The following is a 19436-nucleotide window of genomic DNA, read 5'->3' as shown; positions in this document are numbered from 1 at the left end:
CGGGTGTACAGGGGTGCACAGTTTTTGAGTGGTTCCGTTGCGGTTACGTAGCGTGTGCTGCAACCAAACGAAACGTAATAGATTCTGGCGTTGACGGGGGATATGGGGAAGCCTGACCTCCGATAACGTTCACTTATCGGAGGTCAGGACGGCGGGGTTTGGTTTGGGGGCCAAAAGGATTCGTTTCGTGTTGTTGCGTTGGAAACGATGAAACCAACGCTACGATTTGCCGGTGGCGAGCACCTGTAACTACCCGGGCTGTACCCGAACGATTACGCGCGACGGGACCCCCGGACGACCCTCCGAATACTGTGATCACCCGGACCACACCCGCTGGCGGGCCTGGCGAGAGCGCCAGCGGATACAACAGGGGGAGGTCGAGGCACCTACCGCGAACGTCACTGTGACGCAACAGGGTCCGGCTGGGGTCGCTCGAATGCGGGCCGATGAGCTGCTGATTCAGTTCCGGACGCTGGCTGACCAGCTGGGGAACACCTTGTCGGGGGCGGTGGCGGAACTGTCCACGCTCGCAGATCCCTCGGTGGCCGAGGCGCAGATTCAGGCCGTGCAGGCCGATGCGGCACGACGGATTGCGGAGTCCGAGATGGCGGCGTCCGCCGCGGAGCGACTGCGCCGCGAGGCCGAAGAGTCCAGGACGGCAGCGGAGGCAGCGGCAGAGGACGCCGCGGCGGCAGCCGAGGTGGCCGAGGCGCGAATCGCGGAGGCGCACAGCTCTCGTGACGATGCACTGCGGGAAGTCGAGCGCATGACCAAGCAGGCGGCCGAGGATGTCTTCGCCGCCCGCACCGATGCGGACGCCGAGATCCGTACCGCCCGAAGCGAGGCCGCCGATGATATCGAGCGTGCCCGCCAGCAGGCGACCGAGGAGATCGAGAAGGCGCGGTCCAAAGCGGTGACCGAGGTCGAGCAGGTGCGGCGCGACAGCACCCAGCGCATGACGGCCGCGGCCGCCGAACGCGATCTCGCCGTACAGCGCGCCGCCGATGCCGAGCGTGCCATCGAACGCGCGGAACAGGCTGTGGCCGAACGCAATCAGGTGCTCGCCGAGACTCGCGACGAGGTCAGGCGTCTGCGCGAAGAGCTCGAGGGCTCCCGTGCCGAACTTGCCGATTTCCGCCGCCAGGCGGCTGTCGATATTGCTACGGTGCGTACCGAATCGGCGACGGCCCTGGAGAAGGCGAGCAGGGAGTCCGCCGCCCGGCTGGCAACCCTCGACGACGCGCGCTCGCAAACCCTGGCTCGGGCCGAGCGTGCGGAAAGCCAACTCGACAGTCTGCTGGCCGAACGGACCAAGAAGGCGGTGGAGACCGAGCGGGTATAGCCGGGAAAGCCCAGCTCGCGAGTGTTTGTCCGGTTCAGCACCTTTCAGCGTCTCGCCCAACTGTCCAGTACATCTGAAAAGACATTGGAACGTGCAACGATGCGGCAGATTTCCTGGGGTGTGCAGCTGTATCGTCAGGGTGAAAGAGCGCTCAGCGTGGACCTGATCTGGAATGATCTTCAGGCAAAGGTTCTGGCCGACAGGACTACCCGTGCCACCGGCGACCGCCGGCGCACGGAAGGTAAAGGGGTGTCACTTGAATATCAACGCCATGCGAGCGCGGCAATCCCGGCCGAGTGTGGCGCGCGTGTACAGCTACGTGCTCGGTGGACGAGACAACTACGGCGTCGACAAGAATGTCGGCGACTACTTCATGGGCGACTTGCCCGGGTCCGAGCAGCTCGCGATTACCAACCGGGAGGCTGTCCTCCGCGCTGTGCAAAGTATGGCGGCCGACGGCATTCGTCAGTTCATCGATATGGGGTGCGGGCTGCCCGCGGAGCAGAACGTCCATGAGGTGGTCCGCCGGCAGCAGCCGGACGCACGGGTCGTCTACGTGGACAATGATCCGTTTGTGGTCGCGCACGGGCGAGCGCTGCTCGCCGTGGACGACGGCATCGAGATGGTCGAAGGCGATGTCAGCAAAACGTCCTGGATTCGCGAACATCCGGCCGTCGCGCGCCTGATCGACTTCGAGGAGCCGGTCGGGCTCCTCTTCGCGGTCACGCTGAGCTTCCTGGAGGATGAGGAAGACCCGGCGGGCGTGGTGAAGTACTGGGCTGCCCAGGTACCGGCCGGTAGCCGAATCTACCTCTCGCACTTCCGTTCCGGCCGTACCCGCGAGGCCGTCGCCACCGAACGGAAGATTCTGGAGGCCTTCGGTCACGGCCGCTGGCGCACCGATGAGGAGATCGACGCGTTGTTCGGCGATCTGGAACTGCTCGAGCCGGGCGTGACCCCGTGCGTGAAGTGGCGTCCGGTATCCGATGCGACCGTGCACGAACTCAGCATCTGGGAGGAGATGATCGTCTCCGGGATGGCCCGCAAGGGTTAGTTCGGCACGGGCACAAGAGATTTCGGCCCCCGATCCGGCGATATCGCCGGATCGGGGGCCGTTTCGTTTACTCGCGTGGTCGCCTACAGGCTGAATGCCACCGACCGCAGCACCAGCGCGATGATGAACACGATCGTGAAGGCCAGATCGATCGCCAACCCGCCCGCGCGCAGTGGCGGCAGGACCCGCCGCACCGGTGCGAGAATCGGCTCGGTCAGCCGATGGGTGATATCGCGCGCCTTCACCGCCCACTCCGGCAGATTTCCGGACATCGAGATCCAGTCCAGCACCATCCTGGCCAACATCACCAGCACGAAGGCCGTCAACAGGTATCCGAGCACCGCCCCGATGAGACTCATGACCAACTCCTTTGTGGTGGCCGTGCCGGCCGCCCTACCTGTAACAACGCGGGCGGTCGGTGTGAAAGTGCCTGACGAGCCGTCTTCTCAGTGGACTGTCAGGTCGAGCCTGCACGGTGCGAATCCGGACATACCGCTCAGGGTCGACGTTCCGCCGATCGTAGCGCGCAAGATCACGGCCGACCGGCTTCCGACCGGCGTGTTAACGCTCTCCGAACGGTAGGTTCATGCGGTGCGGGAGGCGCGCCACATGGGCCAGAGCAGCGGTCCGCCCTTGGTTGCGTCGAGTTCGCCGGTCTTGTCGAAGCCGAATCGCTCGTAGTACGGCACATTCTCGGGCTTGCTGGATTCCAGGTAGGCGGGGGAGCCCTCCGCATCGCAGCGCTCCAGGCGCGAGTTCAGCAGCGCCTGACCGTAGCCGCGCCCGCGCGCACTCGGCAGCGTCCCGATGATCGCGAGGTACCAATGCGGTTCTCGCGGATGAGCCGCGGCCATGCGATCGGACATCCGGCCCGCCTTGATCAGGCGATGGCGGAATACGCGCAACAGGCTGGGGAACTGGCGGAGCAAATCGGACTCGGAGGCGTGCCACTTACCGGGTGGCGACCATACCGCTGCGCCGACGATCGCTCCGGTGTCATCCAGTGCCACCTCCACCGCGCCGTCGGCCAAGTACTGGTGTCTGACCAGACTGTCGAACATGATGGCCGCTCGCTTTGTGCGAGTGGCGGTTTCGGGAATCAGCCAGGCGATGAGCGGATCGTCGGTGAAGGCCAGTCCGAGCACCTCGGCGAGTGCGGGAATGTCCTCTTGCAGTGCCGGGCGAACCGTGACGTCCATGCGTTCACGGTACTGGGTGGACGCCGCGGCGGTTGCCATCAAGCGCCGGTGGTGTCGCCTGGTTGCGCGGCGAGGTGGCGAGCCGCCGCGCAAATCGCGGGGCGGAGGGTGTCCAGATCCGCATTGGGGCCCAGCATCATTCGACGCACCTGCGGCATGGCCAGACTCCAGCCGACCAGACCGAGGGTGAAGAACATGAGGCTGTTCGGATCGGGATGGTCCGGCGAGAACGTCGCCTTGGCCGCCTCGATCTTGTTCGCGTAGTGCTGGGTGCGCGCTTCCTCGTCCGGCACCGGGTTGTCGCCCATTTCGAGGGCTTCCCACAGCAGCAGGCGCATGGCTTCGGGGTGCGCGCGGTGATAGTCGAACAGGAGCCCGGCGTAGGCGCCGAGATCACCGTCACTCGGCGAAACAGCCTCGGCGAGTTCGGACATGAGGTTCTCGAGCACCGCGGCGAAGAGCGCCTTCTTGTCGCCGAAGTAGTCGTAGATGGCGCGCTTATTGGCCTGCGCATTGGCCGCGATGCGGTCCACCCGGGCGCCGGCGACGCCGTATTCCGCGAACTCGGTGGAGGCCGCGGCGAGTATTCGCTCTTTGGTTGCCGTCGAGTCGTATGCCACGGAGACGATTGTAACGAACCGGTTCGTTTGACAGTGGGATCTCGTCTCCCTAGGCTTCCGAACTAACTAGTTCGCTCGAATGGAGGCTGGATATTGATTTCTCACGCTGGACCCGACTCCAAAGCGGGAGTGCGGCCGGTCCTGTTCCTCGTGATGGCGGTGTGCAGTGCAGCGACAGTCGCGAATGTGTATCTGGCCCAACCACTTCTGGCCCTGATCGCGCACGGCTTCGGCACCGCGCCCGCGGCGGCGGGGATCGTGGTGACGTGTGCCCAGCTCGGTTACGCGGCGGGCATTCTGTTCCTGGTTCCGCTGGGTGACGTGCGGCGGCGCCGGCCGCTGCTGATGATTCTGCTGTCCGCGACCGTGGTGGCCCTGCTGCTCGCTGTGGTGGCTCCGGCGCTGTCGATGCTCGCGGCAGCGACGGCATTGATCGGTGGAGTGACGGTCATCCCGCAGGTACTCGTTCCCCTGGCTGCTGAACTCGCGCCGCCCGACCGCCGCGCCTCGGTGGTGGCCAATGTCCAGATCGGCTTGATGACGGGAATTGTCGGCTCCCGCGTCATCGGCGGCGCGGTCGGCGAGCTGCTCGGCTGGCGGGCGGTATACCTGCTGGCCGCCGTATTGACCGCTGCGACAGGCGCTTTGACCGTCGCCCTGCTGCCCGGAGAGGAGCGGCGAGCCGATACGACCGGATATGGCAGATTGCTGGTGTCGCTGCCGCGGCTATTGCGTTCCGAACCTGCGCTGGCGCAGTCATGTCTATTGCACGCTGCACTGTTCGGGGCGTACACCGCAACGTGGACGACATTGGTGCTGGTGCTGACCCACGCGCCATACAACTTCAGCAGTGCGGTGGCAGGACTGTTCGGGCTGCTCGGACTGGCCGGTGCCGTCGCCGCGCCGTGGGCGGGCCGATTCATCGATCGCCGCGGTGCGCTGCCGGTCATCATGGCCGCCCACTGCCTGATGCTCGTCTCGGCGGCGGCCTATGCCTTCGGCGCGACCGCTCTGATACCGATGATCACCGCGATCGTGCTGGCCAATATCGCTGTGCAGTGGAGTCAGATCGCGAACCAGGCAAGGATTTTCGCCTACCTGCCCGACGCTCGCAGTCGCGCCAACACGGTGTACATGGTCGCGGTATTCCTCAGCGGTGCACTCTGCGCGGCACTGGCCGGGCTCTGCTATTCGGCGAACGGCTGGGGTGGCGTCTGCGCCCTGCAAGCCGGCCTCGCCTTCATCGGATTCGCGGTCGTGCCGTGGGCGCGCCGCTTCGAAAAACAAGGAGAATCATGACCTTTCCCGCCATGCCCGCCGCCGTGACCCAGTTCTTCGCCGCCTCGCAGACGGGCGACGCCGACACCTGGTCGGCCGCATTCGCCGAGAACGGTGTCTTCCATGATCCGGTCGGTCAACCACCGATTGTTGGGCGCACCGCGATCCGGGAGTTCATTGCCGATGTACTGCCGAACTTCCAGCCGTTCCTGGGCCTCACTCCGCTCGTGGCGCACACCGTCGATCGGTGGGTCGCAGTGTCGTGGAGCGGCGCGGCGGTCGCTCTCAACGGCCGACCGGTCAACTGGTCGGGCATCAATATCTACGAACTCGACGACGACGGCCGCATCCGCGATGCCAAGGCGTACTTCGATCGCTCCATCTTCCAAGCCCAGCTCGCCCACTGAACACTTTCGGAGAAACGATGATGATCACTGACATTCACGCACATGTGACGATCGATCCCGCCGCCCAGGTGGCCCGCGCTCGGCAGGCCGGTGTGGACCGCACGGTGCTGCTGTCCACCCGCATCCATCCGGAGGCGGCCGAGACGCTAGACGGGGTCCGTGCCGAGTTCGCCCGGCTCACGGCAGTACTCGGCGGCGCCGCGGCCTCGATCGACGAGGTTCGGCGGGTGACCGCCGAGGTGATCGCGGCACTCGAAGCGCATCCGGAGGAGACGGTCGGATTCGTCAGCGCGCCACTGATTCTCGGGGATACCGAGATGAAGGAGTGGTTCGACGACTACCTGCGGCGCCCGGATATCGTCGGCATCGGCGAACTCACCCCCGCGCCCAACCAGGCCGCGAAGATCGAGCCCGCCCTCGCGGTCAGCGCCGACCACGGCGGATTGCCGGTACTGGTGCACGGCTTCGCACCCAATACCGCCGATGACCTCCGAACCTACGCCGCTCTCGCCGAGCGCTACCCGAGCGTGCCGATCATCGTCGGCGCACTGGGCGGACTCAATGCCATGGACTTGATCGACCTGGCCGTCGCCCGCCCGAACCTGTACATCGACTTGTCGAGTGCGCTACAGGTTTTCATGGTCAAGGCGGCGGCGCACGCGGTTCCCGAGCAGTGCTTGTTCGGATCGAATACGCCGTACGGTGATGTGCTCGCGGCACGTACCACCGTGGAAGCCGCTATCACCGACCCCGATGTGCTGCGCCGGGTGCTGGGAGAGAATTTCGATCAACTGATCAACCGCTGACTCGGCGTGTGTATGCGGGTACGCTGATTCCCCGCCTTGGGAACAGCGCTCGCATGAACCGGCTTGTCGGACAGTATTGTTCGGCGCCGAGCGCAGTCTGCCTGCCTCATGACCGGAGCTTGAAGGGTGGCGACCGTGGCCGGAACCAAGATCGTCATCGACTGGGATCAGTCGGTCGCATGGTGATATGAGCGAGCCCCTGGACGTGGATCCGAACGCGCTCCGCGCGTCGCTTCCGGAATTGCAGTGGCTCGCGGATGAGGCCGCGTCCGCTCTCGCCGAGCTGACCGGCGCCGTCGATCGGGTAGGTGCGTGCTGGGGGAACGATGCCGGCGGCAAAGCCTTCGCGAAGAACTATCTGCCCGACGTGGAACAGGGGATCCGCAATCTGACCGCGCTTGTATCCGGTATGAGGGCACTCGGTAGCGAAGTATCGAATGTGGCAAACGAGTTCGACAACCAGGACTCGGATAGTGCTGCCCTGCTGCAGAACCCGGAAGCGGCCGCAGCTGTCGACCTTGCGGCCAACGTGAGCCGGGAAACTCCGAATGGACTTTCTGGCACTCCAAACGGCGTTCTTCCCACCTCCTTCGCCGGCCGGAGTGAACCGGCAGCGCGGTCACTGCGGCAGCCGGCATCGCTGTCGCAGCAGCAGGGCGGATCGAGACAGGCAGGCGTGCCGCACCTTTCGTCAGCATCGACTTCGCCGGAGACGACGTCCAGCCCCAGCGCCGTGTCGCAGCCCAGTGCCGTGGCCGGGCCTGATCTGCCAGCGCCCGTCCCGTCCCATGGCGCGGCCACCTCGGCCGATTTCCCCGGCGCGCTCGATGCGGGCCGATCCTGGGATTCGAGGTCCAGGGATCCCGCCGAGGATGATGCGAAAACCGGCTATTCGCCTGCGGATTCGGCCAACGTCGAGGTCGACCCGCAATCCGGCGTCCCTGCCGCGTCACCATGGATGCCCGCGGAGCGGTCCTGCACACCCTCGCCGCCGACCTCCGTGCGGTCCGACGTAGCCGCACCCGAAGGTACGCCTTGGTCGCGTTCATCCGTCGACACACCGTGGTCCAAACCCGGTCCAGCGTCCGACGCACCGGCAGGCAACAGGCCGCCGCGTATCTCGGCGCCGAAAGACACTCCGCCGCGTGCCCGGCCACCGGTCAAATCCGTGTCGGCGCGACGCCGTGCGAAAGCCCTCGGCCGCCCGACGCCGATTGTCGGCGCGGAGGCCGAGGCGCTGGGGATCGTCCGTGAACTGGCTGCCAGGCATCGACTGGAGCTCTCCGGTTTCGAAGCCTCCGGCATGGACGAGCCCGCGGCAGTGGAGCTTGCATCGGCCGTGGACTCATTGCTCGCCAAATACCCGGTGCCACTGGACGGTATCGAGATCCGGGTCCCGCAACCGGCGACCTCCGGGGCGAGGGAGCCGCGTCCGTGGATCATTCTCGATCAGGCCACGATCAGCCGTCGCCGTCTGGGCGCTACGGCCGTCCCGGACCGCGCCGCAGCTGTTCGGGATCGCCCGATTCATACCGCGGTGGTCCTCGAATTCGCCCGGATTCTGGACCTGGCCGGTGCCGGCCGGGCGCGCCGAACCGCCCAGCGCACGCTGATCGCCGAGTATCTGCGAATAAGTGGCGCCCGCAGCACCGACCATATGGCCACCGTGGTCACGGGCTACCGGCGGTGGCGCGGGCAACTCGGAGCGTCCAGCACCGGATTCGATCCGATGTCCGCCCTGGCCGCATCGTTTGCCGCCGCCGAGCTGGACAAGGCCCCCGCTCGCGCGGCAAAGGTCCTGCATCGCTTGCTGGTCGAGTGCGCAGCTGTTTCCGAGCCTTCGCGATCGCCCTGAGGTATCTGCTACGGCTGTGGGTCGCACCGATCGGACGTCGCCGATTGCGGGCCCGGGAACGCTGAAGCCGACCCGGGACGCAGTGCGCTTCAGGATGCCGGGGCAGGGCAGGGCGGGTCGCCATCGCGGCGGAACAGTGCTCGAATGTCGTGCAGGCTGGGCGCTTCCGAGGCGAGGTCGGGCAGGTCGGGCAGGGATTCGAGACCCGCGGTGATCGCGGCCGCACGGGCGGCGGTCTGCTGCTGCGCCAGCCGCGTGGCAGTGCGGGCGGCCTCGACAATGGATCGGCCGAGTCGCTCGGGTGCGGTTCGCATGGCTGCGGCGGTCAGGCGCACCTCGACGATCTCGCCTGCGCCGTCTGCGACGATCTCGACCAGCTTATCGGCCGAATCGGCCTGCACCCGTGCGGTATCGAGGTGATGGAACAGCTCTGCGAGTTCGGATTGCTGCCGCTCGTAGGCGTCCACGGTGTCCTCGATCTGGTCGCGCAGACCGTTGTCGGCCGAGCGCAGGCTTTCCCTCTTCCAGCGGTCCATCGGCAGCGCACACCTCATTTCATGTACTGAGAAAGCCTTGCAAATCATTGTTTTCAAGCAGATACGCCCAATCGGGCAGGGGGAGCGGCAGTGACTCGGCGATCTGAACCGACGCCGTCTTGGCAGCATTGCGGAGGTGTGCGGATTCCGTGGCGGGAGGGCGCGCGAGATACGCGTCCCGCTCGGCTCGAAAGTACTGCGTAGCAACAGGAGTCACATCCATGGCCATCATGTGGGAGACCTCTGGAAGCAGATGAAGTCTCGCCGTGCGAACCAGACCGGCCAGAACGGTTCCGTGCGCGGGCGGCGTGAACGGATCATTGAGTCCCTGGACGACATCGACCGGTACTCGGTAGTTGGTGAAGTCGATATGCGAAGCCGTTGTCAGCTGGGCCGAGTCGTCGGTCCACGCGCGCTCATTGACGCGTAGAGCGCGCTCATATCCGCGGACGTATGCGTCGAACCCTTGCATCAGCGGGGGATAATCATTGCGGGCATACGAATCCGCGTTCGTACGGATCAATGATCCACCGTCTCCGGCCGTGTCGTGGGACATCTTCCGAACAGTCTCGAGCCCCCGCTGGGCGAGCGCGGCGCGGCGTTCGGCCACGGAAAGCTCGGAGTTCTCGCCACCCTGTGGTCTCGTATACGCGAGACGGTTGGACTCGCCCATTCCGGAAATCCATTTCTGCAGATCGCCCGGGACAGGCGCCGTTCCGCCGACGGTGACGACTCGCTCGCAATGCTCGGGGTCCAGGCTGCCGAGTGCGTATGTCACCATTCCACCGCCGGACCGGCCGATGGCGCCGTATTTGTCGACGGCCAGCAATTCGGTCATGACGTAGCTGATATCGCGGGCGCAGTCCGAGACTGATCGCCCCGGTAGGGGGGTCGAGTTGCCGTAGCCGGGGCGCTCCACCACGATGAGGGCAAATCCCCTGTCGGCCAGAATATTTGCGTTCGGCAGCAGGCCATCGACACCGACCGGGGTGCCCGGTGAGAGTACGAGGGGATACCCGTGTGGGTCGCCGAGTATGCGAATATCCACTCTGCGCCCATCGGGCATCTGCGTGGCATGCAGTGTCGAGTAATACCCGAGGTCCGTGGTCTCCTTCGGTTCTGGAAGTTGGCGGGCAACGGAATCGGGAAGTTCGTCCAGTGCGGCGCGATATCCCCGCACGCTGACCTCCGATGCTTCGCGCCGCGACTCGATCGAGGCATGAATGGCGCGCAACTGCGTGTGATCCGCGATATCTGACCAGTGGGGGGATGCGGTTTCTCCCGGATCGATAGAGGCGAGCAGTTCGGCGGACGGACGCGGGATGCCGTCCGGGCCGTCCGGGTCGACCAGTTGATGGCTCGGGTCCTGATCGGTCCAGGTGATTGCCGCCGCCAGGGTGGTCAGGTCGAAAAGGTCGCCGGGATGGGCTGGGTCCAGTATTGCCGCGGCGTCGGAGAGCATCCGGTGGGCGGCGCGCAATGTTTCCTGGGCTCGATCCGACCATGGGCCGATTTGGCCGCGCTCGACGATCGAGGCAGCCAGGGCAGTGCGAGCCAGCCCGACCACATGCGGATAGGCCTGTTTCGGTTCGAACAGCCACTTGAGTGCCAGCGTATTGTCCGGGCCCGCGATGATCGGGACATCCCTGATCACTGTGCCGGTACTGCGTAAACGCTCCATCTCCTGATTGATTCGGCTTTGCGCATCCTCGATCAGTTCCGTCCGGGGCGATCTGCCTGCACGGAAGTAGTGCATTGTTGCCGCCTGCATCGTCACCGTGCGGTCGTGCAGCAGTTGCAAGCGCTCGATCACGTCCGGACCCAAGGGGGCCGGTGGATGCGGGTCAACAGCGCGGATATCGCCCGAATCATGCTGTTCCACAGCATCATCAGGCACTCGCGTCTCCGGATCGGGTGTGTGCGCCATCGGCTGATCGAATCGCCCGCGTATGGGTGGTTCGACGCCGAGGGGATGCGTTCCGCCGGGTACCTTGCCGAATGCATGTTCGGGTTCAGCGAGAGCGCGGACTTCGGGACTCTCGTGCGCCCTCGGGGTGAAGCCGGCGTGGACGGCATGCGCGGTGCCGCCGAGTGCGCCTCCGATCAATCCGCCGGCCATGCCGGAAAGGAACTCGCGGTCGAACAACGAGGGCAGATGCCCGGTGTAGATCCCGGTCACCACGGCCGAGGCGAGCGATCCGGTGACGGCGCCGCCCACTCCGCCGAGACCGCCCAGCAGCAGGGTGGAGCCGATCGTGGCGCGCGCCGGTGTGCTGAAGCGCTGCAACATGAATCGGCTGAGCGCGGGAGCCACCGCATGGGCCAGAGCCGCGCCCCCGAGTCCGCCGAAACCACCGCTCACGGCTGCGGTGACAATCGACTGGCCGTCGAGGTGGCTACGGTGTCCCTGCGCCTCCTGAACCAGTTGTGCACCGGTGGCGACGAGCGTGTTCACGCCCGCGCCCTGTGCGGCGGCGGCCATGAGCAGGCCGCGCCGCGTCACCGTGAAGGTGACCCCGGCGCCGCTCAGGCGATCGAGCAGTTGCACCAGGAAGCGTCGCCAGCCTTCCCGCGCGGCGGCTCGATCGGCCACGGCTTTGACGGCGCCGGCATTGAGAAGCATTGCGTCGGCGATCAATTGGGCGACGGTGACGACGGCCATGCCGTCCCAGGTCAGCTGACCCAGATCAATGGAATTGGCGCCGTCGTAGGTTTGCTCGGCGAAACTGTCGCAGGCGTCGGCGGTCCGGGTGGTGTCGGCGGCGCACGATTCATAGCTCGCGGCGAGCTGGTCGATGGTGGCGCCGCTACCCGAAGACCGAAGTGCCGTGGCCAGTTGGGTGTAGGAGTCCGCTACGGTGCGCAGGGTGTCGGCGCTACTGGACCAGGTGTCGCCGAGGCGGCGCATTTTGTCGGGTCGGCCCTCCGGTCGTGGACCGAGCACCGCCTCGGCCAGCGCCAGCGGGAAATTGCCGGGCAGCGCCATGGATAAATCTTCATTCACCCGAGCCCGGGCGCCCTTCCCATAGTTGGGAGACGGTGTACCCCCGATGGAAGTCGCCCAGGGTGCAACGCCGAGCCGATGCCGCGCGAAACTATAGGTATCGCTGAGTTGCTCACTCGAGGGGTGGATACATGAGCACGACGACAGCTCTATTCGCAGGAATCGTGACCTGTTGCGCGGTTGCGGGGCTCACGGGCTGTGCAAGCGGTACTGGTGATTCCGGGCAGCAGGTTTCCGCTGTCGCCACACCGGCTGCCACCGCATCCGCGGTGAGGACATCGGTTGCGGCGGGAACCGGGGAGCCAGCCGACAATGCGCCGGCACAGACGTCGCAATCGCCCGCGCCCTGTGGTGCGGGTCAGGTGATCGTCGGCGGCACGGTCATGTCACCGGGGATGGGGCATCGGGGCGTGCGACTGAGTTTCTCGGTGGTCGACGCCAGCCCGCCCTGCACGCTGAGTGGATATCCGGGTGCCGATTCCGGCAGCGGTGGCCCACTGCTGCACGCCGAGCGGACACCGCGCGGCTACCTGGGCGGGCTGCCCTCCGGCCAGGACACTAACCCGGTGATCGTTCTCGACCGCACGCACGGCGCGCAGGCCGTGGTCGAAGGCGTGGCCTTCGACGACTCGGGGAATCAGTGCCCCACGTACACCGATCTGCTTGTCACTCCGCCGAATACCACCGACACCGTGACGGTCGCCGCGCGAATCGACACCTGCCGATTACAGATTCACCCGGTGACCGCAGCGCAGTAGCGTGATCAACGGCCGACCGCTTCGGGGTGGTTCGGATGGGAGGTCTATCTGCAGCACCGGCCGCAGACGGGATGGCCAGAGCGCATCTAAGATCAGGCTCCATGACGTCACCAAGGTCGTATGCCTCGTAGGTCTCCGCGCGTGGTACGCGCCACCCTGACTGGTCGTTCAGGTTGCCCCTCCGTGAGCACGTTGCTGATCAGCGTCTGCTCCGGACCACCGATTTGCAGCGCCGTGCATACGTACCTCTTTGTTGATGGCCTCGACTTCATCGCCCGCAGCAACAGCGGCGCGGTCGGCGGCCACCCGCGCCGGCTACTCAGGCCGGGAGGACCGCTCTATCCGACTGAGCAGGCCCGGATCGCACAGGTAACTGAGCAGGGTGAAGCGTCCAGCGGCTCCTCGGGAGTCGAAGTCCGGGTCAAACTCCGAGGCCAGACTGTCCTCTGGAACGATCTGATGTACCCCGGCGCCGGCGACCGGGTCGTTGAGGAAGTCCGCTTCGACCTGAGCCAGTACCTGGCTGAGATCGAGCGAGGCTACCGGTGTTGGGGCAGAGAGAGGTGACTGCGAACGTGATTCACGCGGCGACAGCAGTAGTCGCTGTCAATTCGGTGACGGCTGAATCGATTCGGTGGCCAGTTGCCGGGTCGCTTCGTGATCGTGGGTGGGTATGACGGTGGCGAAATGCTTGGCCAGGTGCAGGCGGTGCAGCGTTTTGAAGGTTTCCTCGCGGTCGGTGTCGACGAAATTGCCTGGGAAGCTGGACTTCTGACGGATCTTGTCGATTTGCAGCGTGTGCCAGGCGGCGTCGCCCGCGAGCAGGATCCAGCCGCGCTGGGTGTGGGCGAGTACACCGATGCTGCCGGGGGTGTGGCCTGCCAGGTCGACCAGCACAATGCTCCCGTCGCCGAACAGGTCTCGGCTGCGGGTGAAGGTCAGGACGGGCGGGCCGTCGAGGTCGTATTCGATGACCGGACGATCCAGCAGGGAGTCGCGCACGCCGCCGACGGGGGCGATGGGTCCGCTGCTGACCCACTCGCGTTCGGGCCGGTGCATGTGGATCGGCAAGCCGGGCATATCGAGCAGTCCGCAGACGTGATCCCAGTGCGCATGGGTGGGTAGCGCGAATTCCGGTGCAGGAAGAGCGGGTTCGAGGCCCAGGGCGGTAATCGTCGCGAGGGTCTCGGCGGGCGGGCGGACCACGCCGCGCAGTGCGGCGGGCAATTGTGCGATCGCGCGGTCTTCCGCGTCGAGGCAAACACTCGGATCGACGACGAAGGTCGCCTCCGGATGCTGCACGATGAACGAGGTCAGCGAGTTGGTGATGCGCCGGGGCGCGAAGGTTCCCTCGACGACCATGGCGGTCGGCACCACACGCGGGGCCTGGGCCAGCGCGGTCACCCGCACGGTGCGGCGCGGAGTGGGCAGACCCGCATCGGTGAGGGACCGCAGGAATCGCTCGTCGACCGGTCGCGGTCGCACCGCGCCCCGCAGCAGGCCGGTTGCCGCAGCGCAGCATTCGAAGAAACTCGGGCCGTGTACTGGATCGGACATGTTCTCGCTCTCCGTTCACCCTGCCCGGCGGACTGGTGTGGCGCCGGGCTCGGTGGAAGGCTAAAACTTAAGGTCGACATGAAGTAAAGGGGCAATCGTGAGCACCATGCAGGATATGAAGATCGGGGATGCCGCGGCCGCCCTCGGCATCGAGGCGCATGTGCTGCGGCATTGGGAATCGGTCGGCCTGCTGCAGCCGTCGCGCAGTCCCTCGGGACATCGCAGCTATGACGAGAATATTCTCGACGTGGCCCGGTTGATTCTGAAGTTGCAGCGAACCGGGCTGTCGCTCGGTCAGATTCGGCAGCTCGGCGTCGGTGCCCACGACGAGCGGCTGACCTTGATCGCGGAGAAACGCGCCGAGATCCAGGAGCAGATCGTCCTGCTGCGGGCGACGGATCGCTTCCTGCAACACCTCGCCGACTGCCGGCACGGGGTTGTGGCCGAATGCGCCGAATGCTCGGACTTCAGCCGGGCGAATCGCAGACGCCGGCCGTTGCGCTGATTCAGCTCACAGCGTGGTGGCCACCACGGGTGCGCCGTGGGCTGGTACGTGGGTGATATTGCGAATTCGGGACTGCTCGTCCGTGGTCCCGGCAGGCAGTGACAACCGGTAGTGGGTCAGCAGTTCACGCAGTACCGCGGTGCCCTCCATCAGTGAGAACCCCGCGCCGATGCAGCGGCGCACGCCGCCACCGAACGGCAGCCAGGTATTCGCGGCCACCGAACCGTCGAGGAAGCGCTCGGGCCGGAAGTCGGTCGCATCCGGGAAGCTGTCGGCCCGCTTGTGCGCCAGCAGAATCGACGTCGAGACAACGGTGCCGCGCGGCAGGTCCCAACCACCGATCGTCATATCGCGAGTGAGCCTGCGACCGGTGGCGGCGATGACGGTGCGCAGGCGCATGGATTCCTTGAGCACCGCCTCCAGATACTTCTCATCGCCCTCGTGTGCGGCGGCGCGCGCGGTGTCCTGAATATCGGGATGCGCTGCGAGTTCATGGCAGGCCCAGGACAGCGCCGAAGCCGTGGTCTCGTGCCCCGCGAGCAGTAGCGTGATGAGCTGGTCGCGCAGTTCCGCATCGGACAGTGCGGCGTCGGAAGGATTCTCACCGGAGCCGAAGGCGAGCAGACGGGAGAGCACATCGGCACGCTGATCGAGGTCGGGATGGGCGCGCCGCTGGGCGATCTCGCTGTAGAGCAGTTCGTTCATGGCGCTCTGATTGGCGCGGAAGCTCTTCCAGGGCCCGAAGCCCTGCAGCTGCGGATACTTCCAGCCGAAGAAGACGATCGGGTTCACGTTCACAATGCGCCGCAGCCGCGGCGCCAACTGCTGACGGCGGCGCTCATCGGTCATGCCGAACACCACCTGCATGATGACATCGAGTGTCAGCTCGTTCATACGGTCGAGCGTGTGCACTGTCGACCCGCTCGCCCAGCGGTCGAGATGCGTTTTCGCAATGGCTTCCACCATGGTCCGATACCCGCGCAGCGAGGATCCGGCGAAGGCGGGCATGAGCAAGCGCCGGGCCCGCGCATGCTCATCCTCATCGGTGAGCAGCAGCGAATGCTCGCCCATAATGTGCACAAGCAGCCGATTGCCTTCCCCCGCATGCAGATCCGCCGGGTCGCCGGCGAAGATCTCCCGAATATGCTCAGGCCGCGAGAACACCACCAGATTCTCCGCATACGGCGCAACCAGATGCAGCGTGAACACATCGCCATAACGCCGAGCCGCCCGCCCGAGCAGCACACCCCGCCACTTCGCATACAGCAGCGTCTGAACGATGACCGGCAATCGAGGGCCTGGTGGATATGCGTTGGTCACAACGATCCCTTCACGCGAGCCGCATCGATGCGGCAGCCTCACCCCAGCGTAGAACGCCCGGCTGGTACTCCGGCAGTGTCTCGAGGTCGCCGCTGAACTAGGACCTACTTTGGCCTAGTTGGCTTCTACCGTTGAGCCATGACCAATTTCGAGCCCTTCCGCATCGATATCCCGGCCGCCGCTATCGACGATCTCAATGGCCGCCTCGCTGCGACTCGCTGGCCTTCGGAATTGCCGGGAGTGGGCTGGAGTTACGGCATCCCGACCGGATATGTGCGGGAGCTCGCTGAGTACTGGGGTAGCGAATACGACTGGCGGGCGCATGAAGCGGCGTGGAATCGGTACCCGCAGTTCGTCACTGAGATCGACGGGCAGCGGATGCACTTCTTGCATATTCGGTCGACTGAGCCCGGTGCGCTGCCGTTGGTTCTGGTGCACGGGTGGCCGTTTCAGGATTTCAGTGAGGTGATCGGATCGCTGACGGATCCTCGTGCGTATGGGGGAGTGTCGGAAGATGCGTTCCACCTGGTGATTCCGACGCTGCCGGGGTTCGGCTTCTCGGGGCCGACCCATCAGCCCGGCGAGGCTGCGACGGAGCGAAGTGCTGAGTTGATTATGAAACTCATGGCGGGGTTGGGGTATGACCGTTATGGCGCGCAGGGGGGAGATGCCGGGTCGTTCATCGTGCCGGAGCTGGGCCGGATCGATGCTGCGCATGTTGCGGGCGTGCATCTCAACGATCCGATCACCATCCCGGCCTGGGGTGATGACGGATCCGGGTTCAGTGCGAGCGATCAGGAGAAGCTTGCGGCGATGGCGGATTGGAGTAGCAAGGAGACGTCCGGTTATGCGGGCATTCAGGCCACGCGCCCGCAGACCCTGGCGCCCGCTGTCGCTGATTCTCCGGCGGGTTTGCTCGCGTGGGTTCTGGATGTGGTCAATACCTTCAGCAATCCGGCCAAGGCCACGCCCGATGCGGCGATCGACCGCGACATGCTGCTGACGAATATCTCGGTGCTGTGGTTCACCAACACCATCGGATCGTCGATGTACCTGTACAAGGAATCGAAGCAGTGGGGCGCAGAAGTATCGAATTCCGGAGTGCCGACCGGTGTCGCGGTCTTCCCCGGCAACAACACCATTCGTGGTCTCGCGGAGCAGCGGAACACCGTCGTGCACTGGTCCGAATTCGATCGCGGGGGACACTTCGCCGCCATGGAGACCCCGGATCTGCTGACCGCCGACCTCCGCGACTTCTTCCGCAAACTCCGCTGATCCGTCTGTGGGCTGGGCGTTCGCCGCGCTGCCCACATTTGTACACCCGGATCTGAGAGTCTGGGGCCATGGCTATCGTTCATCGCACCACCATGGTCCCCGGCAAATTGGAGCTGCTGGCGGCGTGGCTGCCGACTCGCGCCTGGTACACGGGCGGTTCGCAGCCGCGGCTCGCCAAGGCCGGCGGGTTCCGGCTCGACGATCCGGCCGGCGCGGTCGGCATCGAAGTCATGGTCGTGAGTGACAGTTCGGGTGCGCGGCCGGTGACCTATCTGGTCCCGATGACCTATCGCGGCGCACCGCTGCCCGATGCGGCCGACGCTTTGATCGGTACCTCCGAGCACGGCGTGCTCGGCACCCGCTGGCTCTACGACGCCACACGCGATCCGGTGTTCGTCGAGCAGATCGTCCGCCTGCTGGCCGCCCAGGCGCAGCCGCAAGCCCAGAGCGAGAGCGATACCCCCGACCCCACGGTCACGGTCCGGGCAGCTGAAATCCCGGTTCCGGCAGCGGGATTCGGCGGCAGCTCGGTGCTGGACGCGGCACGCTGGACCGATATCACCCCGGCCGGAACCGAGGTGCCGGCGCTTCGGCTCCATCGAATTCTCGGCGACGAGTTGCCCGCTGACCTCTACGCATGGGTCGAAGCACCGTGGTCGTCCCCCGACGGTGAGATCAGCCGCGGGGTGTTCGTATCGACTCAGGCCGGATAGCCGCGCCGTCGCTGATGTGCAGGACCGCATCGGCGCCGTCGAGGGTCGCCGCGTCGAGCGGGAAATAGCCCTGCTGCGGGGTGGTGTCGGTCCGGCTCCGGGCGGCGGCAACCGCACTGCTCGCGATCAGGCCCCAAGTGCTGATGCGGTTGTCCAGAAAGGCTTCGGAGGTATCGGGTTCCGGCTCGTGAAGCCCGAAGTGATCGTGTCGACCCAGGCTGCCCGCAATGAACGAGTACTGGTCACCCATCAGCGAGCTTGCGATCGAGCCGGCGCCGGTCCAGGTGATATCGCTGTCCGCCCGGCTGAAGTGGCTGGGATTCCGCTGCAGGTGCGTATTGTTCGCGAAGACCAGTGTCGGGCCGCGACGGGATTCGATGCGCCGGATGGCGAGCAGGTTCTGCGCCATGATCACATCACGGGCGCCGAGTAGTAGGGCGATTCGCTCATTGAGTTCGCGGCGCTGTGCTGCGACCCTGTGATAGCGCAGCAATCCGATACCGGCGGCGAGATATGTTTCCGCCCTTTGCCATTCGGTCCGCGAGGTTGCCGCGATTCGCTGTGGGGCGCATTCGTACAGTGCGTCGACGAGGTCGTCGGCAATCGATCGCAGTCGCCCGGCCGCTTCCGATTCGCCCATCGACATCTCCGGGTCCAGGATCGCCTCCTCGCGGCCCCATTGCTCATCGTCGCCTGCGGCGCTCGCGATATCGATGTCGAGTCCCAGGTAGTCGCGGGCGTATTCGAGATATCGGCGCGGGCTGGGCGCGCTGGTGTTCTCGGTCTGCGCATCGATGCCGTAGAAGGTCAAATGTGCTGCAGGAGTGCGACTCCGGTTGTATTCACGCATCCAGGCAACCAGCTGCCTGTTCGTCTCCAGTGCGCCGAAGTCGTGCGAAAACCCTTCGCGCATCACGGTATCGAGATCGCCGAGGCCGTTCTGGACGAAGTCGTTCACGGCCAGAGCCGCTACCCGATCAGTCTCCAAGCCGATGGATCGAAACCCGAGCTCGACCAGCTGAACGAACAGTTCGTTGCGGACCCAGCCGAAGGCCGGTACCTGATGGGTCGGTTCACCCAGCGCCAAAAGCTCCGATGATGATGTGACGAAGTCCTGAATATGCTGACTCATGAGCCTCAATCGTATCGTTGAAAGAACGGTTGATACTTTGTTCGACTGACTCAGGTATTCGACAGGTAAAGTCTC

19 protein-coding genes are annotated in these 19436 nt (G+C 65.5%); 11 read left to right on the top strand and 8 right to left on the bottom strand.

Translation table 11 applies throughout. The features are described 5' to 3' along the window. Positions 1-436 precede the first annotated feature (436 nt). On the top strand, positions 437-1342 hold the full coding sequence (locus ABZX86_RS28705) for a hypothetical protein (protein ID WP_355127778.1): 906 nt from the start codon (positions 437-439) through the stop codon (positions 1340-1342). Positions 1343-1598: 256 nt separating this feature from the next. After that, positions 1599-2396 (top strand): SAM-dependent methyltransferase, encoded by a 798-nt coding sequence (locus ABZX86_RS28700; RefSeq protein ID WP_355127777.1) that lies wholly within the window; start codon positions 1599-1601, stop codon positions 2394-2396. Between the two features lie 83 nt (positions 2397-2479). On the opposite strand, the gene ABZX86_RS28695 is transcribed toward ABZX86_RS28700, so the two are convergent. The 3 genes from ABZX86_RS28695 to ABZX86_RS28685 all read right to left on the bottom strand — a co-directional run bounded on the left by ABZX86_RS28695 (position 2480) and on the right by ABZX86_RS28685 (position 4215). Further along, complete coding sequence (locus tag ABZX86_RS28695) at positions 2480-2755, bottom strand: YggT family protein (RefSeq protein WP_355127776.1); 276 nt, start codon at positions 2753-2755, stop codon at positions 2480-2482. Positions 2756-2980: 225 nt separating this feature from the next. After that, a complete protein-coding gene (locus ABZX86_RS28690) occupies positions 2981-3595 on the bottom strand; it encodes a GNAT family N-acetyltransferase (RefSeq protein WP_355127775.1) in 615 nt (204 codons plus the stop codon). 38 nt (positions 3596-3633) lie between these two features. Next, a complete protein-coding gene (locus ABZX86_RS28685; RefSeq protein ID WP_355127774.1) occupies positions 3634-4215 on the bottom strand; it encodes a TetR family transcriptional regulator in 582 nt (193 codons plus the stop codon). Between the two features lie 93 nt (positions 4216-4308). Here ABZX86_RS28685 and ABZX86_RS28680 point away from each other — a divergent pair, with 93 nt between their 5' ends. From ABZX86_RS28680 to ABZX86_RS28665, 4 genes are all read left to right on the top strand, one after another. Beyond that, positions 4309-5514 carry an MFS transporter gene (locus ABZX86_RS28680; RefSeq protein ID WP_355127773.1) on the top strand — a complete coding sequence of 402 codons (1206 nt, stop codon included), beginning with the start codon at positions 4309-4311 and terminating at the stop codon, positions 5512-5514. Then, positions 5511-5900 carry a nuclear transport factor 2 family protein gene (locus tag ABZX86_RS28675; RefSeq protein WP_355127772.1) on the top strand — a complete coding sequence of 130 codons (390 nt, stop codon included), beginning with the start codon at positions 5511-5513 and terminating at the stop codon, positions 5898-5900. The genes ABZX86_RS28680 and ABZX86_RS28675 overlap by 4 nt, the downstream gene beginning before the upstream one ends. A gap of 17 nt (positions 5901-5917) precedes the next feature. Continuing rightward, a complete protein-coding gene (locus tag ABZX86_RS28670) occupies positions 5918-6706 on the top strand; it encodes an amidohydrolase family protein (protein ID WP_355127771.1) in 789 nt (262 codons plus the stop codon). Between the two features lie 187 nt (positions 6707-6893). Further along, positions 6894-8561 (top strand): hypothetical protein, encoded by a 1668-nt coding sequence (locus tag ABZX86_RS28665; RefSeq protein ID WP_355127770.1) that lies wholly within the window; start codon positions 6894-6896, stop codon positions 8559-8561. 89 nt (positions 8562-8650) lie between these two features. On the opposite strand, the gene ABZX86_RS28660 is transcribed toward ABZX86_RS28665, so the two are convergent. Both ABZX86_RS28660 and ABZX86_RS28655 read right to left on the bottom strand, forming a co-directional pair. Beyond that, a complete protein-coding gene (locus ABZX86_RS28660) occupies positions 8651-9097 on the bottom strand; it encodes a YbaB/EbfC family nucleoid-associated protein (RefSeq protein WP_355127769.1) in 447 nt (148 codons plus the stop codon). A 19-nt stretch (positions 9098-9116) separates the two neighbouring features. Next, entirely contained in the window at positions 9117-12101 is a 2985-nt protein-coding gene (locus ABZX86_RS28655) for an alpha/beta hydrolase (protein ID WP_355127768.1), read from the bottom strand. Positions 12102-12370: 269 nt separating this feature from the next. Here ABZX86_RS28655 and ABZX86_RS28650 point away from each other — a divergent pair, with 269 nt between their 5' ends. Together ABZX86_RS28650 and ABZX86_RS28645 are read left to right on the top strand one after the other, a co-directional pair. Continuing rightward, positions 12371-12859: a DUF4232 domain-containing protein gene (locus tag ABZX86_RS28650; protein ID WP_355127767.1), complete on the top strand. Its 489-nt coding sequence runs from the start codon at positions 12371-12373 to the stop codon at positions 12857-12859. A 183-nt stretch (positions 12860-13042) separates the two neighbouring features. Further along, positions 13043-13426 (top strand): hypothetical protein, encoded by a 384-nt coding sequence (locus ABZX86_RS28645; protein WP_355127766.1) that lies wholly within the window; start codon positions 13043-13045, stop codon positions 13424-13426. Positions 13427-13465: 39 nt separating this feature from the next. On the opposite strand, the gene ABZX86_RS28640 is transcribed toward ABZX86_RS28645, so the two are convergent. After that, positions 13466-14416, bottom strand: a complete 951-nt coding sequence (locus tag ABZX86_RS28640; protein ID WP_355127765.1) for an MBL fold metallo-hydrolase — start codon at positions 14414-14416, stop codon at positions 13466-13468. 106 nt (positions 14417-14522) lie between these two features. Here ABZX86_RS28640 and ABZX86_RS28635 point away from each other — a divergent pair, with 106 nt between their 5' ends. Then, the gene (locus ABZX86_RS28635; RefSeq protein WP_355128288.1) at positions 14523-14921 is read left to right on the top strand and encodes a MerR family transcriptional regulator; all 399 of its coding nucleotides are present in this window, start codon (positions 14523-14525) and stop codon (positions 14919-14921) included. Between the two features lie 6 nt (positions 14922-14927). Here ABZX86_RS28635 and ABZX86_RS28630 read toward each other — a convergent pair whose 3' ends face one another. Then, positions 14928-16241 (bottom strand): cytochrome P450, encoded by a 1314-nt coding sequence (locus ABZX86_RS28630; RefSeq protein ID WP_355127764.1) that lies wholly within the window; start codon positions 16239-16241, stop codon positions 14928-14930. 138 nt (positions 16242-16379) lie between these two features. Between ABZX86_RS28630 and ABZX86_RS28625 the strand changes: the two genes are divergently transcribed. Both ABZX86_RS28625 and ABZX86_RS28620 read left to right on the top strand, forming a co-directional pair. Then, a complete protein-coding gene (locus tag ABZX86_RS28625; RefSeq protein WP_355127763.1) occupies positions 16380-17516 on the top strand; it encodes an epoxide hydrolase family protein in 1137 nt (378 codons plus the stop codon). Positions 17517-17584: 68 nt separating this feature from the next. After that, positions 17585-18229: a 1,4-alpha-glucan branching protein gene (locus ABZX86_RS28620; RefSeq protein ID WP_355127762.1), complete on the top strand. Its 645-nt coding sequence runs from the start codon at positions 17585-17587 to the stop codon at positions 18227-18229. Here the strand turns inward: ABZX86_RS28620 and ABZX86_RS28615 are convergent. After that, positions 18192-19361, bottom strand: a complete 1170-nt coding sequence (locus tag ABZX86_RS28615; protein ID WP_355127761.1) for an erythromycin esterase family protein — start codon at positions 19359-19361, stop codon at positions 18192-18194. The genes ABZX86_RS28620 and ABZX86_RS28615 overlap by 38 nt on opposite strands. Positions 19362-19436: the final 75 nt, after the last annotated feature.

The sequence above is a fragment of the Nocardia sp. NPDC006630 genome (assembly GCF_040611495.1).
Taxonomy (GTDB): domain Bacteria; phylum Actinomycetota; class Actinomycetes; order Mycobacteriales; family Mycobacteriaceae; genus Nocardia.
Note: the sequence above shows the minus strand (reverse complement) of the source record. Positions and strands in the feature narration are given on the sequence as shown.

What these genes read in the sequence shown, in the direction of transcription:
- ABZX86_RS28705 (WP_355127778.1), top strand. Translation starts at nt 437, where the DNA reads ATGCGGGCCGATGAGCTGCTGATTCAGTTCCGGACGCTGGCTGACCAG.
- ABZX86_RS28660 (WP_355127769.1), bottom strand. Translation starts at nt 9,097, where the DNA reads ATGGACCGCTGGAAGAGGGAAAGCCTGCGCTCGGCCGACAACGGTCTG.
- ABZX86_RS28665 (WP_355127770.1), top strand. Translation starts at nt 6,894, where the DNA reads ATGAGCGAGCCCCTGGACGTGGATCCGAACGCGCTCCGCGCGTCGCTT.
- ABZX86_RS28670 (WP_355127771.1), top strand. Translation starts at nt 5,918, where the DNA reads ATGATGATCACTGACATTCACGCACATGTGACGATCGATCCCGCCGCC.
- ABZX86_RS28675 (WP_355127772.1), top strand. Translation starts at nt 5,511, where the DNA reads ATGACCTTTCCCGCCATGCCCGCCGCCGTGACCCAGTTCTTCGCCGCC.
- ABZX86_RS28620 (WP_355127762.1), top strand. Translation starts at nt 17,585, where the DNA reads ATGGCTATCGTTCATCGCACCACCATGGTCCCCGGCAAATTGGAGCTG.
- ABZX86_RS28625 (WP_355127763.1), top strand. Translation starts at nt 16,380, where the DNA reads ATGACCAATTTCGAGCCCTTCCGCATCGATATCCCGGCCGCCGCTATC.
- ABZX86_RS28615 (WP_355127761.1), bottom strand. Translation starts at nt 19,361, where the DNA reads ATGAGTCAGCATATTCAGGACTTCGTCACATCATCATCGGAGCTTTTG.
- ABZX86_RS28640 (WP_355127765.1), bottom strand. Translation starts at nt 14,416, where the DNA reads ATGTCCGATCCAGTACACGGCCCGAGTTTCTTCGAATGCTGCGCTGCG.
- ABZX86_RS28695 (WP_355127776.1), bottom strand. Translation starts at nt 2,755, where the DNA reads ATGAGTCTCATCGGGGCGGTGCTCGGATACCTGTTGACGGCCTTCGTG.
- ABZX86_RS28690 (WP_355127775.1), bottom strand. Translation starts at nt 3,595, where the DNA reads ATGGACGTCACGGTTCGCCCGGCACTGCAAGAGGACATTCCCGCACTC.
- ABZX86_RS28635 (WP_355128288.1), top strand. Translation starts at nt 14,523, where the DNA reads ATGCAGGATATGAAGATCGGGGATGCCGCGGCCGCCCTCGGCATCGAG.